A 17111-nucleotide genomic window follows, 5' to 3' on the forward strand; every position below is an offset into this window, starting at 1 on the left:
TATATTGACGCTCTTAACTGATTTTAAGAGCGTGACATGAAAGTCTTACACACCTCCGATTGGCACCTTGGCCAGCAATTTTATGAACATCATCGTGCAAATGAACACCAACAGTTCTTTAACTGGCTAATTGACACGCTCTTCAGTGAAAAGATCGATTTACTATTAGTTGCAGGCGACATTTACCACACAGCCACACCACCTGCCAGCAGTGAAAATCAGCTTTATCAGTTTATCAAAGATGCTAAAAAGCGATGCCCTGCACTACAGATAGTGATTATCGCCGGTAACCATGATTCGGCAAATCGCATCATGGCCGCTAAACCGTTACTGGCACAATTTGATACCCATGTAGTAGGGCGCTTTGATGTAAGTGCCCCTGATGATGTGGTGATCCGCATAAATACTGACTCCGTAAACGCTCATATCGTCGCTATGCCATTTTTACGCGCCAGTGACGTAACTAGCTTAAGCAATACTGATAACGGCCATGATTACGCTCAGGGCATTGCTAAGGCATATCAACTTAGTAGCGAGTGCGCACTTAAAGATAAACCAATGACTACGCCACTAATTATCATGGGTCACTTACATGCAAAAGGAGGGGATATTTCCAGTGATTCTGAGCGCAATTTAATTATTGGCGGCGAAGAATCAGTGACCGCACAAATCTTCAGCAGCCAAGCAAGTTACGTGGCGCTTGGGCATTTACATAAAGCACAAAAAGTCGCTAAGTCTGATACGATCCGCTATAGCGGTACGCCCATGCCGATGTCATTCTCTGAACGTAATTACAAACATCAAGTATGTGTTGTTGAATTTACAACCAATAGTAGCAAGCACGTTGAGGTGACTGTAAACCCCCTTTACATTCCACGAGCAACAGAGGTTATCCTGCTGCCAGAAGGGGAGTGCGTTCCTGTTGAACAATTATGTGAACAAATATCAAACTTAGACCTCAGTAATTACAACCAAGCCCCGTATTTAAGAGTTAAGCTCAGTGCGGGGGATACCGATACCACCTTTAGAGAACAAATAGAAAAAGCGTTAGAAAATAAAACGGTGCAATTTTGCGGGATAGAGCGAGTTCGGCAAATCAATAAAAAACAAAATAACCCTGTATTTGAAGATTTAAGCCAAGTAGAAATGCTCAACCCGCAAACCTTGTTAGAACAAGCATTCGCAACCAATAAAGATATGGCAGGGCAGAGTGTTCCTATTGAGCTAAAAACTCTACTCAACGACCTGCTAAGTGAACTTGCGGAGCAACAACAATGAAAATAACCGCAGTACGCATTCATAATTTAGCCTCAATAGTTGATGCAGAGATAGACTTTACTAAAGCCCCGTTGAAAGATGCCGGTTTGTTTGCAATAACCGGCGACACTGGTGCTGGTAAAAGCACGATACTCGATGCCATCTGCCTCGCTCTTTATGCAAAAACGGCGAGACTCGGCAATGATAGAGGCAATGTTATAGACTTTAATGGCGACACCATTAAACTTAATGATCCGCGTAACTTATTAAGACGAGGCACCGGACAAGGCTACGCCGAAGTTGACTTTGTGGGCCAAGATAAACAGCTGTATCGCGCACGCTACAGTATAGCTAGAGCGCGAAGCAAAGCGGATGGCAACTTAAAAATAGCCGAGCATAAACTTTCTAGCCTTCCAGATGAGTCATTACTTGTTAGCAATAAGAGTGCTACCAGTAAAGAGGTCGAACGTATAATTGGCCTTAATTTTGAACAGTTTTCTCGTGCTGTATTACTTGCACAACACGAGTTTGCCGCATTTTTAAAAGCCACTGGCGATGAGCGAGCACAGCTATTAGAGTGCCTAACAGGCACAGACAAATTCAGTTTAATTGGTAAGCGTATTTATGAGCGCTACCAAGAACAAAAAGATGCGTTAACATTGCTTAAGGCCAGTTTAGCCAGCTACACCTTACTTAGTGAAGAAGAAGTTGCGGCAAAAACCAACCAGCTTGCTGATTTAAAACAGCAAATTGAGCAAGCAAAAAAACAATACGCTGACACCGAACGAGGTGTTAATTGGTATCAGCAAGCCAACAGCTTAGAGCAAGCTCTGCTGCATGCACAACAAAGTCAACACCAAGCCAGTACAGCAGTTGCTGCGATAGCAACACAAAGTGAGCAGGCAAAACAAGCAAAGAGTGCGCTAGAAATTAAAGATAATCGCAGTCGATTTAGTAGCTTAACAACACAAAATAATGAACTAAATAGTAGCCTAAGGGATTTAAAAAAGATTGACCACACTTTACAGATTGCAGATCTGGCTAACTCTCTTGAAAAGCATAATGAAGCCTTGCAAATAGCTAAGCAGCAGCAAAAAAGTGCCGAACCTGTCATTGCCAAAGCGCGAGATCTCGATAGCCAATTAGCTATGTATACACAAAGCATAGCAAGCATTGGTCAGCAAACGGCAAAAGAACAAACGCAATTAACCAGTTTGCAATTGCAATTTAAGCAAAACCAATCGGCTCACGATGCTGCCGTAAAACAGTATGCAGAGCAACAGCAGTGGTTAAATCAACACAGTCAACTTAAACCTTTAGCCAGTGATTGGACGTATTTTCAACACAATTTTAAGCAATATATCAACGCGCGTGAGCAATTAAATACAACCGCGGCACAGAGTAAACAATTAACCACAGAGCTGTCTAAACACGATGAGCAACTCGCGGCGCAAAGTAGCCTAGTCGCAGCCAGCGAACAGGCCGTTGCAAATGAGCAAACCACTCTAAACCAGCTTAATCTACAGCAAAGCCAATTTAATATAGAGCAATGTGACGCACAGCTTAAGAATATAGATTACTTAAAAGAGCAACGGGAACGCTATAAGCAATTTAGCCAAGAGCTAAAACAAAGCGTGCAACGCCAGCACACGCTAGTTGGCGAACTGGAGCAAAGCGAACAGCAGCAAGTAGCATTGCAACAAAATTTAGCAACATACGAACAAACTCTTAAACACAGTGAATATGCGCTTAATCAAGCACGATTGCGTGCCAGTGAACGCGTTGAGCACTTGCGCGCCCAACTTGTAGCAAACGAGCCATGTGTTGTCTGTGGTGCTACTGAACACCCATTCGTAATTGAGCAGAATCAACCATTGAATAACTTAATCGCTGACTTTGAAAGTGATTATACGCATGCCAAGCAGCACTATGATAATGCGCAAACCCAGCTGCACCAGCAGCAGACCCTACATGCCGTGTTAGTCGCAGAACATACTCAGCTAAAGCAGACCATAGAAAATGTGCAAGCGAGGCAACTGGACATTAAAAACACTATGCAAAGTGCACGCTGTGAGCTAAATGATTTAACCGCAGCACAGTTAGATTCACATTACACTCAGCTAAACGAACAAAAGACACAGTATTTTGCAGTACAAAAACGTCAACAAGATTTGCAAGAAAAAGTAAATCAGTTACAAAGTAAGCTCAAAGCAGAGCAACACGCTCAACAGCAATTAAATAGCCAACATCTTGATTTAACCCATAAGCACAGCCAACTTAGTAACAAACACAACGAGCTAAGCTTACACATTAATGAACTAACCCACGCCCTTGACGCACAGTTTTCGAAAAGTGACTTTTGGCTGCAACTACAGAGCAACACACTTGATCTTAGTAAACTAGCCCAACAAGTGGAGCATTACCAACACACCCAAAACTTGCTCGAAGTCTCTCAAAAGCAACTGGATAGTAGTGAGCAAAAAGCTCAGCAATTAAAGCCACTCATTAATGAGAGCGAACACACCTTAAAAGCGTTATCAGACGATTTAGCAAAAGTACAACAGCAATATAGCAGCACAGAAAGTGAGCGCTTAGCGCTGTTTAATAATGAACAGATCAGTGCAGACGACTACCAAGCAAAACTGGCAACGCAGCGAGAACAGTGTCAAACACAGCTAATACAAAGCCAACAAGCCCATGATCAAGCAATAAAACTACGTGATGAGCAGGCGATTACAATGACTAATTATCAGCAACGCTTGCAGGAAAACAGCCAAGAACAAGCCGAATTGACGGCACGCTACGAACAATGGTTTAGTGAATTTAAAAACCAATATGCAGATGCCAGTCACGAACAGATCACTATTTTACTAACTTTAGATAGTGAGGATATCAAAGCGCAATTACAACAACATGAGCAGTTAACACAAGCCCTGGTCGATGCAAATGCCGCGTTAAAACAACAGCAAAACGCCCATACTCAACACCAAAGCAGCGATAAACCACAGCAAACAGCAGATGAGCTTTCAGCGCAGTTAAATACACTAACCGAACAGCAAAATACATTGCAAAAGTCGCAACTTGAGATCAACACCGCGCTTGAACAGCATAACCAAAACAGTCACACCCTACAAACTAAACAACAAGAACTGAGCAGCCTACAACAGCACGTAGAGCACTGGCATCTACTCAATAAAGTGCTGGGCGATGCAACCGGTAAAACGATGCGTAATTTAGCACAAACGCAAACCTTAAAAATATTACTGCATTATGCCAATAGTCATTTGCGAACCTTGAATAAACGCTATGAGTTAACAGCTATAGAACAAAGCTTAGATATCGCCATCATTGATAAAGACATGGCCGACGAACAACGCTCAGTCAATACCCTTTCTGGTGGTGAATCGTTTTTAGTATCACTGGCGTTGGCACTCGGCCTTGCGTCACTGTCTTCAAACAAAGTAAGTATTAATTCTTTGTTTATTGATGAAGGCTTTGGTACGTTAGACACTGAAACGCTCAGTATAGCCATGGATGCACTTGACTCTTTACAAGCACAAGGGCGTAAAGTGGGGGTCATTTCCCATGTATCACAAATGACCGAACGGGTTGCAACGCAGGTTCATGTTGCCAAAAAGCCCGGTGGTTATTCAACTATCTCAATAATTTAAAGGATTGATTTGATGCCAACATTTACAGATGAAGAAGCCAAAGAGTACGATTCTCGCATTACTCGTTTAGTCCCAGGTTATGAGTTATTACATACCACTACAGCTGCGCAGCTCAAAGCAACATTACCCGATAATGCCCATATTTTAGTCGTTGGCTCTGGCACCGGCAAAGATATTGCCGAACTGGCCGCACTCAACCCAACTTGGCAATTCACCGCTCAAGATATTTCAACCGATATGCTCAATATTGGTCAAAAACGCTTTGCGGATTTAGGGATTAGTGACCGTGTTACGATTCATGTCGGCGACATAACGCAATTAACAACCACGTTTGATGCTGCACTATGTTTATTGGTACTGCACTTTTTAGCTGATAATGGTGATAAAAAATCACTACTCAGAGCCGTGGCTAAACAATTAAAGTCATCTGCGCATTTGTATTTAGCCGATTTAATGCGTCCGGAAACTAGTTTTGAGCGCGATGCGCAGTTTACTCTTTGCCAGCAACTAGGCTTAACTGATATTGGGGTAGAACGTATGAAACATAATTTTGAACATGAATTCTACCCACTCGACCGATTACGCCTATCGGAGCTACTCGACAATGCAGGTTACAGCACGCCTAAATTGTATTTTAAAGCCCTGAGCTTTAGTGGCTATGTAATTCAAAAACGTTAAAGATTTAAATAACCTACGTTGCGATTAAATAAGCTCAAGCTAAGCAATAACTGATTGGGCTTATTGATAAATTTAATTTGCTGATGCGCGGGTTTGCATTAGCGCATTTTTAAAATCATTAGCCCAATTACGGTACACCGTTTTTACATCACCCATATTGAACACTTGCGTATTTTGTTGCCATTGATCCATAGTTTGGCCGCGGTCGGCAGCTTTTGCTATTACTGTATTATCTTTACCGTCTTTCACTTGCGCTAGTAACACCATAGAGCCACTGTTTTGTGTATAGGTAGCCCCGCCACTTTGGAAACTACGACGACTCGATTCAATCGGCGCAGCTAATCGTATATCTGTTACATAAGCTTCAACTATCAAGGTATTCGCATCAGGGGTTGCTACTAATTGGTAAGGCTGCTCATCATTAAACACTGAGCTTATAGTTTGATTAAACGCATCGGCCAGCTTACTCAGTGCGTTTGCATCTAAATCATAGGTAGCATCAAAACCTTCAGTACGGCGGTCAATACGCGGGGCTTTATAACCTTCTGGGTGTTCGTTAGTTACGATAACGGGTGCAAAATAAACTTTCGTGAAACGGCTCCAATCAGTGCCTGCTTTAACGTAGGCCATATTCATTTTCGCATTTGCAACTTTTGATAAACCATCCTTCGTTTGCTCAGTAGTATCTACACTCAGTGGTGAGGAAGAACACGCGCTAAGTAACATAGTTAAACTTACTACCAACAATGACTTTTTCATTCTAATTATCCTGTTAAATGCTGTGTATTTTGCTAAAACCCTAGTGGGATATGGTTAAAATATGCCAATTTAATACCGTTAAAAGTTAGCACAGCCAGGTGATTATGCAATCAGAACTGTCATTATTGACTTAGCTGTACCTATAAATTTGGCTTCCGTTAAAAATACTGGTAGGCTGTACACTCATCTTTTACAGGACGTAAACTAATGAAAAAATGGATTTTTCTCACTGTGGTGCTGAGTTTATCGGTTTTAGCCGTAGCGCCCAGCATAGCAAGTACTACACAGCAATCATTCAAATCTACAGACACCTCGCTAACAGAGGCACCACTATTAGCTGAGTTAGTAAATTCTCCCCTAACAGGTTTAACACTTGAGTCATATTTTTCTCGCCGCTATCAAAAACAGACTGCATGGTATGAAGTATATCAACCACAACAACGTTGCAATGTTCAGCTACACGGTGAAGATTTAACTGTTTGGTGCGCCAAAGATATAGCTGCACAGCAGCTTCTAAGCGAGCTGCCAAGCAACAATCCAACACGTACAGAAGCACACCCTAATGATCAAGCATTTGAAATAACCTTACCCAAACACCAGTCACAGTCTCTTGATTTTTTAGGGAAGCAGCTCAACCAACAAACACAAATAAGTTTACTAGAGCAAGTGTCACCGTTAATAGTAATTGCATTGAGCTGTTTATTAATGGTTATTATCGTTGTGCTTTTCCATTGGCGAGACACGAAAAAATCACTTCTAAGCCCGACCCAAAAACGATCAAGATAAACTTATTCACCACATGAAACGCGAGCAAATACATGCGGGGCAGTTATTCATCGTCCGTTTTTAATTGCTTTGCTCGCTCTTCGGCAGCGATTAACTTTGCTGATTTAGGCACCGTTTTTTTCGGCGCTATGGTCGGCTTTTCTGTCGAATTAGGGTCCCAGCTCGGATCCAGCGATAAGTTAGCAAATGGATTCGCTTTTCTCTCACTACTGGGTGACACATGTTTATCATCAATACTTGCATGGTTATCGCCTTGTTGCTCAGCAGCAAGTTCTTCATTGAGTGCCGCTAAGGCTTTAGCAACATTATCATCGTTATCTAGGTCGGTATTATCAGGAATTTGCTCAATTGAATCCTCTGTCAGCTGAGCTTCCTGTTTATTGTTAAGTAGGTGTGCTACATCATTATCATTTTCAAGCTGAGTTATTTCCTCTTGTTCCGCAGTGACAATTTCTTGTTCAGAATTATCAGCCGTGAACATATTTATATCTGTAGTAGTTTCATCATCTTTATCAGGCTCTGAAATAGGCGCCAATGTTGCAGTATCTACTGTAAGTTCTGTGTCATTTGTAATGACTTTATCGCTGGTTTGCTTGTTACTCTCTTGCCGAGCTTTTTGCCCTGGTAATGGAGCATCTGGATCAAACGTCCGTACTTCAGGCTCTTTAAAGTCATGCACACTGCTTAACAGGCGTTGCGTCAATTGCTCTTGGTTAACAGAATCTTCCACAGCCTTTTGTGGCTCAGGCTCATTCGCAATATCGGCTACAGGCTGTGGTGTTATAGACTGTGGCGTTGTAATTGGTTTACTCTCATCCTTCACTATTGGTGCGATTGGCTTACTGGGTTTTTTCTCTGTAGTGCTCGATACTGCAGCCATGCTCTCTTGATTGCCTTTGATACTCTCAGGTGCTGGATTCTTTTTGGCACGTAAACGCAGCAGCAATAACCCAGCTAATAACAATACAGCTAATAACAGCAAGCTCGGTATTAATAATGATCCCGTTTGCGCATCGTTATTGGTAAGGTCGGTATTTATTGGTGTCACTGGAGGTAAAACGCTTACAGGCGCTGCATCTTGCTCAGTAACTGGTTCATCACTTAGTTCTGCCACAGTGGTTGTAACTTCACGTTGTTCTATCACAGGTGTTGATGTACCAGCAACTGTGCTCGGTGTTTCGTCTTCGTTTTGCTCTACTTGAACAGCACTTTGTTCGGTATTGCTGTCAAGGGGGTTTACAGCCACATTCGCTTGTTCAGACTTTATTGACTTACTGTCTTCAGCTTGCTCAGTAACAGGCTCTGACAGTGAATTTTTTGGTTGTGTTACAGGTGCTTGCGTTTTTTCTACTGGCGGTGGGTTACTGCAGTTTTTTTCAAAATCTCTAGCAGCATTACGATAACTACGACTACTGGTGTTATCACTGTATTGCTGCATTTGTTGTTTATACAAAATACACATAGCTTCGCTATATTTTGCAAAACTATTAAAACTGCAAGTAAGTAAAATAAAAAGGCTAAGCCGTGATAAGTAAGTCATCATAGGTCTATTAAACAAAGTCACATAATAAACTCAGTTTAATAGGACTGTGCAAATTAATCTAGCCGATAATTTTCTAATCAATAACCATTAAAGTCCGGTATTCATCATAGGCAAATTGATCAGTCATACCACTTATGTAATCTTGAATTAGGCGACAGCGATAATAAAATTCATACGCAATCACATGATCAGGCTCAGCTTGCATTGCATCTATCGCATGCAAATAGGTATTTAAATGCTTTTTAGATAACTTTTGCAGTAACCGTGTTTCAATTAAAAAACGGTTATCGCCTTTGATCACTCGTTTAAAATCATCGTGACTTAATTGTAGCAACGGTTTATAGCAAGCTAATAAACCAGTAATAATACGATAACCTTGTAGCTCTAATTTACCCACTTCTTTGTGTGAGAACACATACTCAAACGCCACTTGTTTTAGCGTACTGGTAATAGCATGTAAATGACTTCTGTCTTCTAACAATGCTTGATTAAAATCACCATGATAAACCGCTTCAATATTATCTATAAAACGTTTAGCGGCGTAATTAACTAAGGGATGCAGCAAGCTTACGCGTAAGTAAATAAAAAACTCACTGTTAAAGTTGTACGGCTGTAACTTAGCCTTTTCCAATGCATAATTAACCGCTTTTTCAACCACCTGCTGGGGCTCTTCTTCATCAATGGTAAAGTTTATAAGGGCTTTTTTATAATGCAGTTTGAGTTTGTCGCATAGTAGTTCAACACTAATAATGCCTTTTTCCACCGCATCTTCAATGTCTGCTAAACAATATGAAATATCGTCAGCGGCTTCCATAATGTAACTGGCCGGATGGCGACATTGTGGATCTATTTCGAGCTCTTTTTGTAATTGCTCGACAAAGTTTTTTTCACTGTAATAAAAGCCGACTTTTTTCATTAAATAGTTTTTATCACGCGGTATTTCTTCTTTCGCCATACTCGCTGGGCGGGTGTATTTTAAAATCCCAGCGGTTTGACTGTAAGTTAAATTAAGGGATAGTAATGAATGTACAATGCGAACCCCTTGCGCGTTGCCTTCAAAGTGACTGATGTCTTGTGCTAAATGCTTAAAGATCACCCCAATTCCGGTGTGCGGATCAGCGCAGCGCGCAGGTGTCAAAGACGATAAGTTTTCTTGAAACCACTGGTTAATTGCCGCTTCACCAAAATGACCAAAGGGAGGGTTGCCTATATCGTGCATTAAGCACGCCATTTCAACAAGGCTCTCTAAAGGGCGCTCTAAGCCAAATAAACCATACTCACGCTGCTGTTGCTCGGTTAAATAATGATAAATACGCTGTACAATAAAACGGCCAACTTGCTGTACTTCAAGGGAATGAGTTAAGCGAGAGCGCACTGCTGCGTTACGTTCGAGCGGAAAAACCTGCGTTTTTTGCTGTAAGCGACGAATAGCTGCACTATTAATGATACGACCACGATCGCTTTCTAGCGCCGTTTGCAAATTAGGCGTAGTACGCACCTGACGGGCAGGGGTTATTTTTTTTCGAAAGTCGATCATGTCAGCTCCTTTTTTTAACATAGAATTAATCTAACAGCTTGTATCATAAATGAAAACGTTTGTGTTTATTTGAGTTATTACTTTAAAACTACCCACCCATTAATATATTATTCATTTTTCTTCATGTTGTTTTTCTTAATATAAGGACGGCCTTTCGGCTTATTTAATGCCCGATGCACATATTCTCTTATAAAAACTCACTCTTTTTTAGCTTCATTATTAGCTGCCTATTTTTAACTGCGTGCCAAAGTACCACGTCTGACCCCGCTCAAAAACTGACTATCACCGAAATTACGGCTACAAAAGCGCGTGCTGATGCGATTGCAGCAAGGGGGTTTTACGAAACTGAAATTGGCAATATCAACTATATAGCACAGCGTCAATGTAGTGACTTTCAATTACAAAGCCATCGCGGCTCAATAAGATACCCTGAAAATTCAATTAATGCTGTTATAGATGCTATTGATAATAACTTTGATGTGGTAGAAATTGATGTTCGAATAACCCGTGACGATGTCTGGGTTGTCCATCACGACGCACGCACAGGACGCGAAACCGGCACTATTGATAACAAACAACGCAAAATAGAATCCATTCGCTATGAAAAAGAATGGGGCTATTTACGTGAGCGAGATCAAGACTCAGGCATGCTAACCAGCAGTGTACCCCCGTCATTTAAACAATTAGCAAGTGCCTTTTCAAGCGCGAGCAAACCCGGCCAAAAATTAAACATTGAAATAAAATCGCGTGCAGGGGTAGACGACCTAAAAATGCTTGATTACTTGGCGTTTAAATATTTAGGCTCTGGTAATTACTTTTTTAGTAGCTTAGAAATGCGTAACTTGATTCGCATGAGAAATATTAACCCTGATATTTACTTAGCGTATATTCAATCACCAGCAAAAGCCTCACTGCAAAAGCTAGCAGCCGATTTAAAAAAAGGCGCAGGAAGCGACCCTATTTATGAACGTAATAAAGAACAGCTTGAAAGTATACAAGCTTATGGTAGCCGTCGACATCGAGTGACTCGCTATGACAGTCCAGTCAGACTCGACAAACTTAAAAAGCAGTTAAAACGCAATTTTGGTTATGTACTTGATATTCGACATTATAGACAGTCAGCTAACACACTAAAATACGCAGCAAAACGAAGCGGCATTCCTATAGCGACATACTCTATCAATGGCCATGACTACCACGAAAAAACCTTACTAGCACAAAGTAAACAACATCGCCCTGACTCAGTCATTATTGATGATACCGTGTATGGTTTTTGCTCTGTATTTGAATTACCCACTGTAAAGCCCCTTTACACCACAGATAGCAACGCTAAATTGATTGCCAGTATGCCCGCAGATCTCGACCTTGAACGTTTAGACGATTTAGCCAATTACGCGCAAAACAAACTTTACCCCGCTGTTGGCAACACGCTTAAATCAACCGCCACTGAATCTTATATTCCTAAAGAAACAGCCACTAAATCCACTACGCCAGTACCAAACCTTGAAATTGGCAGCCGAGAAGCAGATGAAGCGTTTAATTTAGAAACCGACCCTGTTATTGAACTTGAATTACGTAAGAAATAATAAGCATATACAATGAAAACAAACATTAAACCTTTTTGGTGGCGCGCTTTATTACTCATTCTCGCCACTTTGTATTTAATTCCAGAAGCGATTTTTAACGCCCAATTGGTGTCCTTAGTGGGCCTTGGTACACCCGATGCTAAAGACTTAGAACATTTAGAAATTTATGGTAGGGCAGTCTCAGGAGTCGGTGTTGCGCTATTATTAGCCGACTTTTTACCAAAACCTATGGTGGCTAAATTTGGCCGCGGAATTATCTCATTTGTGGCTTTAGTGTGTTTAGTTTGGCCCGTGGTATTTTATGGTCAAAAATACCTAATTGAAAAAACGTTAATTGAGCCGTCAACAGCTGAACAACGACAATTTGCGACTTACAGTGCGGCGCTAAGAGATGCGCTAGCAATGAATACAATTAAGGTGAATGGCCTTGATTACGACTCTGCGAATTTACAAAGCTCAGAAAACCTCACCTTTTTAGCGCTTTTTGGTGGGTTACTCTACAGCGATGCTGCGCTGTCAGACAATATTGAACAAGACAAGCGTAGAATTATCGCTGCATTTGTACAGAAAAAAGCATATCAAGACTTTGATAAACATTACCAGGATTATAGCCAGCTGTATGATGAGCTCGTGCAAAAGTACAAGGCGTATGCAAAAGGGAGTAAGCAATATAACCATACCTTAGCCACCATCAATGAACGCGAGCAAGGTTACTGGCAGCAAGTTGAGCAAGAAATTAACGATGGTTGGGGGCAATATCAAAAGGCGCAAAAAGCGCACATTGCGAAAGCCTCTGCACGGGCACAAAAATATGGCCCTAAAATTTATGACTACCACAAGCGGATAAATAAATGCCGCGATCGCTATGATAAAAGTAGCGAAAGAGATCGTAAAAACCGTTGTTATGAACGTGCAAATGCAGATTATAGAAGCGATATTTTAAAAGCTGGATTAGGCTACATCGAGCCTGACTATTGGCTGATTGTTGAAGACATTTCAATGACCGAAAATACCGCAAACAGCATTTTAATGGGTGTATTAACAGGGGGAGTTTATACCGCTTTGCAAGCAGCAAGCCTTGCAGTAGGCGGCGACGGCGGAATAAAAGATAAGCGCTATAAGTACACCGACGATCCTGACCATTATCAAGTGCGCTTTTTACAACACCCTAATTTTCATCGCATGTTTGAAAAAGAAACAGGGTATCCATTTACTATAGATAATTTGATGGTTTTTCGAAGCCATGAAACCACAGCTAAAAAACTGCGTGCTCACTTTAATAGCAAAGACTTAAACTTGCCTGATAATTGGACCATTGCACAACGCGCAACGTTTGCAGCCGCTGTACATACCAAGGTTTCCACCCAAGCTAACGCCAAATGGCGCCAAGAAATGGCCCAACGGGGTTTATCTCTCGAGCCCAATTTAAGCTGGGTGCAATTTCAATTACACCCACAAATCCAGGCACGTATTGCAGATAGAATGGGGGATCTTTATGTTAAGAATATTCGCGCAGACTGGAACAAAAAAAGCTTTAAAGAGCATGTGCTTGACCCAAACATAGCGAAACGTACAGACAAATATATGGCGATGTTAAACAGCTCAGAAGGAAAATTTGCTGACGGTGGTGAGTTTGCTCAATACGGTAAACAAGCACTACGCTCTGTGATTATTCCGCCCATTTCAATGTCACTCTCATTATTTTTGATCTGCTTAACATTCAGTAAGTTGCCATTAAAACTTTGGCAGCTCATTAAACCTCAAGAACAAAAACCGCGCTTTTCTGCGCTTACTCTTTTGCAAAAGTTGCTAATGCCAGCGCTTATTTTAATTATACCTGTGATGTTTGTAGCCAATAGCTTTACTAAAGATACCCAAAGCCCTGTTAATTACTTTTTAGAAAAAGTAGAAGAGTCAAGCAACCCGGTATTTAGTTTTGCCATTCGTTGGACCCTACACGCTCAGCCTTTACTGCATCCGCTAGGATTAAAGTTTGAAGAATACTTTAATATTTACCAACGCTTTAGCCCCCTTAGTCATACGCTAGCAAGTATTGATATTTTACGACATGACACTGCCAACTTAAGCGCTGAGCAACAACAAAAACGAAACGATGTGATGAGCCAAAAAACAAAGTTAACGGTACAAAGTAATGCCGCCGACTTTACAGTGCGTATTATGAATATTGGCCCTAAATATCAGCCTGGGATCAGTTTAAAAACAGGTAGCTATGATATTCAAGTTTCAGCACCGGGCTATAAAACTTATCGCCGCTGGCATCAGCTTGATGCAGGTGAGCAACAGTTAACAATCAACCTTACTCGTCAGTAAATTCACTAAGAGATTAATATGCAACATTGCCAGCAAGCTATTTATGTCACCGATAATCATTGTGCTGATTGTGGAGAAAAACTTAATGAAAAACCTCAACTGTTATCAGTTGAAGACATTCACCCTGGGGTTTTAGATAAACTGAAAAAGATTTCACCGGATGCTCAAATGCTTACCGGTATTATCAAGTCGATGTTTTACTATAAACGCCAATATAAAAACGCTAACGATAATATGCTGTACGGGTTTTGGTGGTTAGAAGTTGAAGACAAAAATGGTGTTATGCATCAATTTAATATCGATGCCGAAAAAGAAATTCTAGCTGACTTGAAAAAAGGCGACACGATTACCGTATTCCAACCAACTCAGCTTGTTTTAACTCATAAGATAGCGACAAAAGAAGCAAAGCGTAAAGTCCTAAATAATGACTTTTATCCAATCGTCACTGCGCATTTTGCAAGTAGCCAACGCCGAAGTTGGGATAGTGCAGTGAATGATAAGTATCAGGGCAGCACGGGTTTGTGGTTTATAATTAGCCTTGTCATGATGATCGGTTTACTGTGTTTTACTGAGTTTGAATTTCTCCACGCCACGTTATTAACTCTACCAGTGCTCATTGGTATACTGTTCATGGAAATAAGGCGTAATAAAAAAGAAAAACTAAAAAAATATACATTCTATAATTACGCGAAAGAAGTTGCTGAGCAAATTTTATCTACTAGTAAACATCAACTGGGCTACGATAGGCTATCTCGTGCCCACACTAATGCAGATATAATGTGTAGTGGTTGCCAAAAACGTATAAGTAGTGAGGCTCAGCACTGTTATGAATGCGGTGAAAAACAACCACACAACACGAGTGACTCGCCTGAAAAAACAGCTCACTTGTCCAGCAATAATGAACACGTAGCTCACGTTACTAAACCTTCGTCTATTGCAGAGCTTGAAACAGAGCTAATGCGTGAATTTAGCAGCGAGTATAATAATACCTATACGCATAAAAATATATTGGGGCGCAACGAGTCAGGTAAAATATTCCATCAAACGATGCTCGGTAAAGTAATCGATAAATCTCAAGACGCTAAAAGTTCACAATCAGAACGTACAGTAACGAGAACTTACACCACTGAGACATACCGTGGTGGTGTGCATGTAGACACGAATGAAACCGTACACACGGACACATACAGAAATAGGCACACCTCTTTGAGCGGAGAGTTAACCCTATCAACAGCAAGCGGAAAAATTTATACATTAAATGCGAGTGAAGATATTATTGGCTCGGTTGATTTAGGTGATTGGATTTTTTATGCCTACAGCAACTTGGAAACAACGCATTACAACGAGCGTTACCGGGAGTATTGTCATAACATAACTAAGCAACTTAATTATCAATCAAGCTCTGTGACTGAATTTAGCATGAGTAAAGGTGTGGGTTTAACTATACTACTGGGTATTATCGCAGCCGCTTGCACAGCATATTTTGAACCACGAGATTACTTTCGCGCAATGAGAGAATTTTTACCCGCCAATATTCTTTGGCAACTCGAGCAATATCCATTTATTTTAGATAACATTCACTTTTTCCCTATTGCGTTATTTTGTTTATTTATCCTGCTCGTAGCACCGATTGCGACAATATACGCCATGATTAATTCGTCGAGATTGGGCCGAAGTGTTAGTAAGTTGAAAAAAATGATTAGTAAGTTTCAGCGAGAATACGAGAGCGTTGCTCAGCGGATCAACAAACTTAACTAGGAAAGCTCATGCACATATTACGTTTAATTTTTGTTTTTATAGCCCTCACCAGCCTAAATTTAAAAGCGAGTGAGGAACAGTCCGTGGTGCTCATTTCCCTTGATGGCTTTCGCTGGGATTACATCGAAAAGCACGGTGCAAAAAACCTGAATAGAATTGCTAAGCAGGGCGTGCGTGGCAGCAAAATGCGCCCCGTTTATCCAACCAAAACCTTTCCTAATCACCTTTCTATCATCACTGGCTTATTACCAATAAATCATGGCGTTGTTGATAACCGCTTTTGCGACACCAAGCGCGGTGAATGCTACAGCATGGGTAAGGGCAAAGACGACAGCACTTGGTTTAACGGCATTCCGCTGTGGAATTTAGCGTCAATGCAAGGCTTAAAATCAGCCACTTATTTTTGGCCAGAATCAGATGCCCGCTTTAATGGCATGACGCCTGATTACTATTACCACTACTCAAAACACAGTGACTATCAACATAGAATTGACCAAATAATACAATGGTTAGCACTGCCAAAGGCACAGCGACCTCGTTTAGTGATCAGTTATTTTTCATTAGTTGATAGTATGGGGCATGAGTTTGGCCCAGATGCCCTGCAAACAAAACAAGCTGTGCACGAAGTAGATGCGTTAATGGGGCAGTTACAGCAACGCCTTGCTGAACTTGAGCAAAATATTAATTTAGTGATTGTCTCTGATCATGGTATGAGCTCTGTTGAACCAAATCAAAGTATCGCCATCAGCAGCTTACCTAAAGATGACAAGTTTATGATAAAAAATACGGGCCCTCGGGTGTTAATTTACGCCAAGGAGAGCACCACAGCAGATGATATAACTGCATATAAAGAGCGTTTAAGTAAAGCTGCAAAAGGGCGCTATAATGTGCTTAGTGATGTACAGCGAGCTACGTACCACTATGAAAATAATGGCCGCACTGGTGATATCATTTTACAAACCACAGCACCTAAAACGTTTTCAGATACAGGCAAGGTTAATTATTTAGGCACCCATGGCTATGCGTACAATGATGATATGGCCGCTATATTTATAGCCCAAGGCCCAGCCTTTAAACAAAACGCTATTCTTGATGAGGTCAACAACTTAGATGTTTATCCGTTAATTGCGCAAGTACTGGGACTGCAATTGCTCAATGATATTGACGGTGATGGTAAAACGCTGCAACCATCACTTAAAAAATAA

11 protein-coding genes are annotated in these 17111 nt (G+C 41.1%); 8 read left to right on the forward strand and 3 right to left on the reverse strand.

The genetic code is table 11. From position 1 onward, the window contains the following. Positions 1–36 precede the first annotated feature (36 nt). The 3 genes from PHAL_RS0100800 to PHAL_RS0100810 are packed head-to-tail and all read left to right on the forward strand — an operon-like array spanning position 37 to position 5606. Positions 37–1278: an exonuclease SbcCD subunit D gene (locus tag PHAL_RS0100800; protein ID WP_016706492.1), complete on the forward strand. Its 1242-nt coding sequence runs from the start codon at positions 37–39 to the stop codon at positions 1276–1278. Then, positions 1275–4928 (forward strand): AAA family ATPase, encoded by a 3654-nt coding sequence (locus PHAL_RS0100805; RefSeq protein ID WP_016706493.1) that lies wholly within the window; start codon positions 1275–1277, stop codon positions 4926–4928. Before PHAL_RS0100800 ends, PHAL_RS0100805 begins: the two co-directional genes overlap by 4 nt. A gap of 12 nt (positions 4929–4940) precedes the next feature. Beyond that, positions 4941–5606, forward strand: a complete 666-nt coding sequence (locus PHAL_RS0100810; protein WP_016706494.1) for a class I SAM-dependent methyltransferase — start codon at positions 4941–4943, stop codon at positions 5604–5606. Positions 5607–5678: 72 nt separating this feature from the next. Here PHAL_RS0100810 and PHAL_RS0100815 read toward each other — a convergent pair whose 3' ends face one another. Further along, positions 5679–6365: a DUF3313 family protein gene (locus tag PHAL_RS0100815; protein ID WP_016706495.1), complete on the reverse strand. Its 687-nt coding sequence runs from the start codon at positions 6363–6365 to the stop codon at positions 5679–5681. Between the two features lie 207 nt (positions 6366–6572). Here PHAL_RS0100815 and PHAL_RS0100820 point away from each other — a divergent pair, with 207 nt between their 5' ends. Further along, positions 6573–7151, forward strand: coding sequence for a hypothetical protein (locus PHAL_RS0100820; protein WP_016706496.1), 579 nt, complete (start codon positions 6573–6575; stop codon positions 7149–7151). 43 nt (positions 7152–7194) lie between these two features. On the opposite strand, the gene PHAL_RS0100825 is transcribed toward PHAL_RS0100820, so the two are convergent. Beyond that, the gene (locus PHAL_RS0100825; protein ID WP_138973910.1) at positions 7195–8694 is read right to left on the reverse strand and encodes a hypothetical protein; all 1500 of its coding nucleotides are present in this window, start codon (positions 8692–8694) and stop codon (positions 7195–7197) included. 73 nt (positions 8695–8767) lie between these two features. After that, complete coding sequence (gene dgt / locus PHAL_RS0100830; RefSeq protein ID WP_016706498.1) at positions 8768–10231, reverse strand: dGTPase; 1464 nt, start codon at positions 10229–10231, stop codon at positions 8768–8770. Between the two features lie 173 nt (positions 10232–10404). Between dgt and PHAL_RS0100835 the strand changes: the two genes are divergently transcribed. The 4 genes from PHAL_RS0100835 to PHAL_RS0100850 are packed head-to-tail and all read left to right on the forward strand — an operon-like array spanning position 10405 to position 17111. Continuing rightward, positions 10405–11817, forward strand: coding sequence for a glycerophosphodiester phosphodiesterase (locus PHAL_RS0100835; protein ID WP_016706499.1), 1413 nt, complete (start codon positions 10405–10407; stop codon positions 11815–11817). A 12-nt stretch (positions 11818–11829) separates the two neighbouring features. Further along, positions 11830–14148, forward strand: coding sequence for a carboxypeptidase-like regulatory domain-containing protein (locus PHAL_RS0100840; protein WP_016706500.1), 2319 nt, complete (start codon positions 11830–11832; stop codon positions 14146–14148). Between the two features lie 18 nt (positions 14149–14166). Continuing rightward, the gene (locus tag PHAL_RS0100845; protein ID WP_016706501.1) at positions 14167–15906 is read left to right on the forward strand and encodes a hypothetical protein; all 1740 of its coding nucleotides are present in this window, start codon (positions 14167–14169) and stop codon (positions 15904–15906) included. An 8-nt stretch (positions 15907–15914) separates the two neighbouring features. Continuing rightward, positions 15915–17111 carry an alkaline phosphatase family protein gene (locus PHAL_RS0100850; RefSeq protein ID WP_016706502.1) on the forward strand — a complete coding sequence of 399 codons (1197 nt, stop codon included), beginning with the start codon at positions 15915–15917 and terminating at the stop codon, positions 17109–17111.

The sequence above is a fragment of the Pseudoalteromonas haloplanktis ATCC 14393 genome, from assembly GCF_000238355.1.
Classification (GTDB): Bacteria; Pseudomonadota; Gammaproteobacteria; order Enterobacterales; family Alteromonadaceae; genus Pseudoalteromonas; species Pseudoalteromonas haloplanktis.

What these genes read in the sequence shown, in the direction of transcription:
- PHAL_RS0100800 (WP_016706492.1), top strand. Translation starts at nt 37, where the DNA reads ATGAAAGTCTTACACACCTCCGATTGGCACCTTGGCCAGCAATTTTAT.
- PHAL_RS0100805 (WP_016706493.1), top strand. Translation starts at nt 1,275, where the DNA reads ATGAAAATAACCGCAGTACGCATTCATAATTTAGCCTCAATAGTTGAT.
- PHAL_RS0100810 (WP_016706494.1), top strand. Translation starts at nt 4,941, where the DNA reads ATGCCAACATTTACAGATGAAGAAGCCAAAGAGTACGATTCTCGCATT.
- PHAL_RS0100815 (WP_016706495.1), bottom strand. Translation starts at nt 6,365, where the DNA reads ATGAAAAAGTCATTGTTGGTAGTAAGTTTAACTATGTTACTTAGCGCG.
- PHAL_RS0100820 (WP_016706496.1), top strand. Translation starts at nt 6,573, where the DNA reads ATGAAAAAATGGATTTTTCTCACTGTGGTGCTGAGTTTATCGGTTTTA.
- PHAL_RS0100825 (WP_138973910.1), bottom strand. Translation starts at nt 8,694, where the DNA reads ATGATGACTTACTTATCACGGCTTAGCCTTTTTATTTTACTTACTTGC.
- dgt (WP_016706498.1), bottom strand. Translation starts at nt 10,231, where the DNA reads ATGATCGACTTTCGAAAAAAAATAACCCCTGCCCGTCAGGTGCGTACT.
- PHAL_RS0100835 (WP_016706499.1), top strand. Translation starts at nt 10,405, where the DNA reads ATGCACATATTCTCTTATAAAAACTCACTCTTTTTTAGCTTCATTATT.
- PHAL_RS0100840 (WP_016706500.1), top strand. Translation starts at nt 11,830, where the DNA reads ATGAAAACAAACATTAAACCTTTTTGGTGGCGCGCTTTATTACTCATT.
- PHAL_RS0100845 (WP_016706501.1), top strand. Translation starts at nt 14,167, where the DNA reads ATGCAACATTGCCAGCAAGCTATTTATGTCACCGATAATCATTGTGCT.
- PHAL_RS0100850 (WP_016706502.1), top strand. Translation starts at nt 15,915, where the DNA reads ATGCACATATTACGTTTAATTTTTGTTTTTATAGCCCTCACCAGCCTA.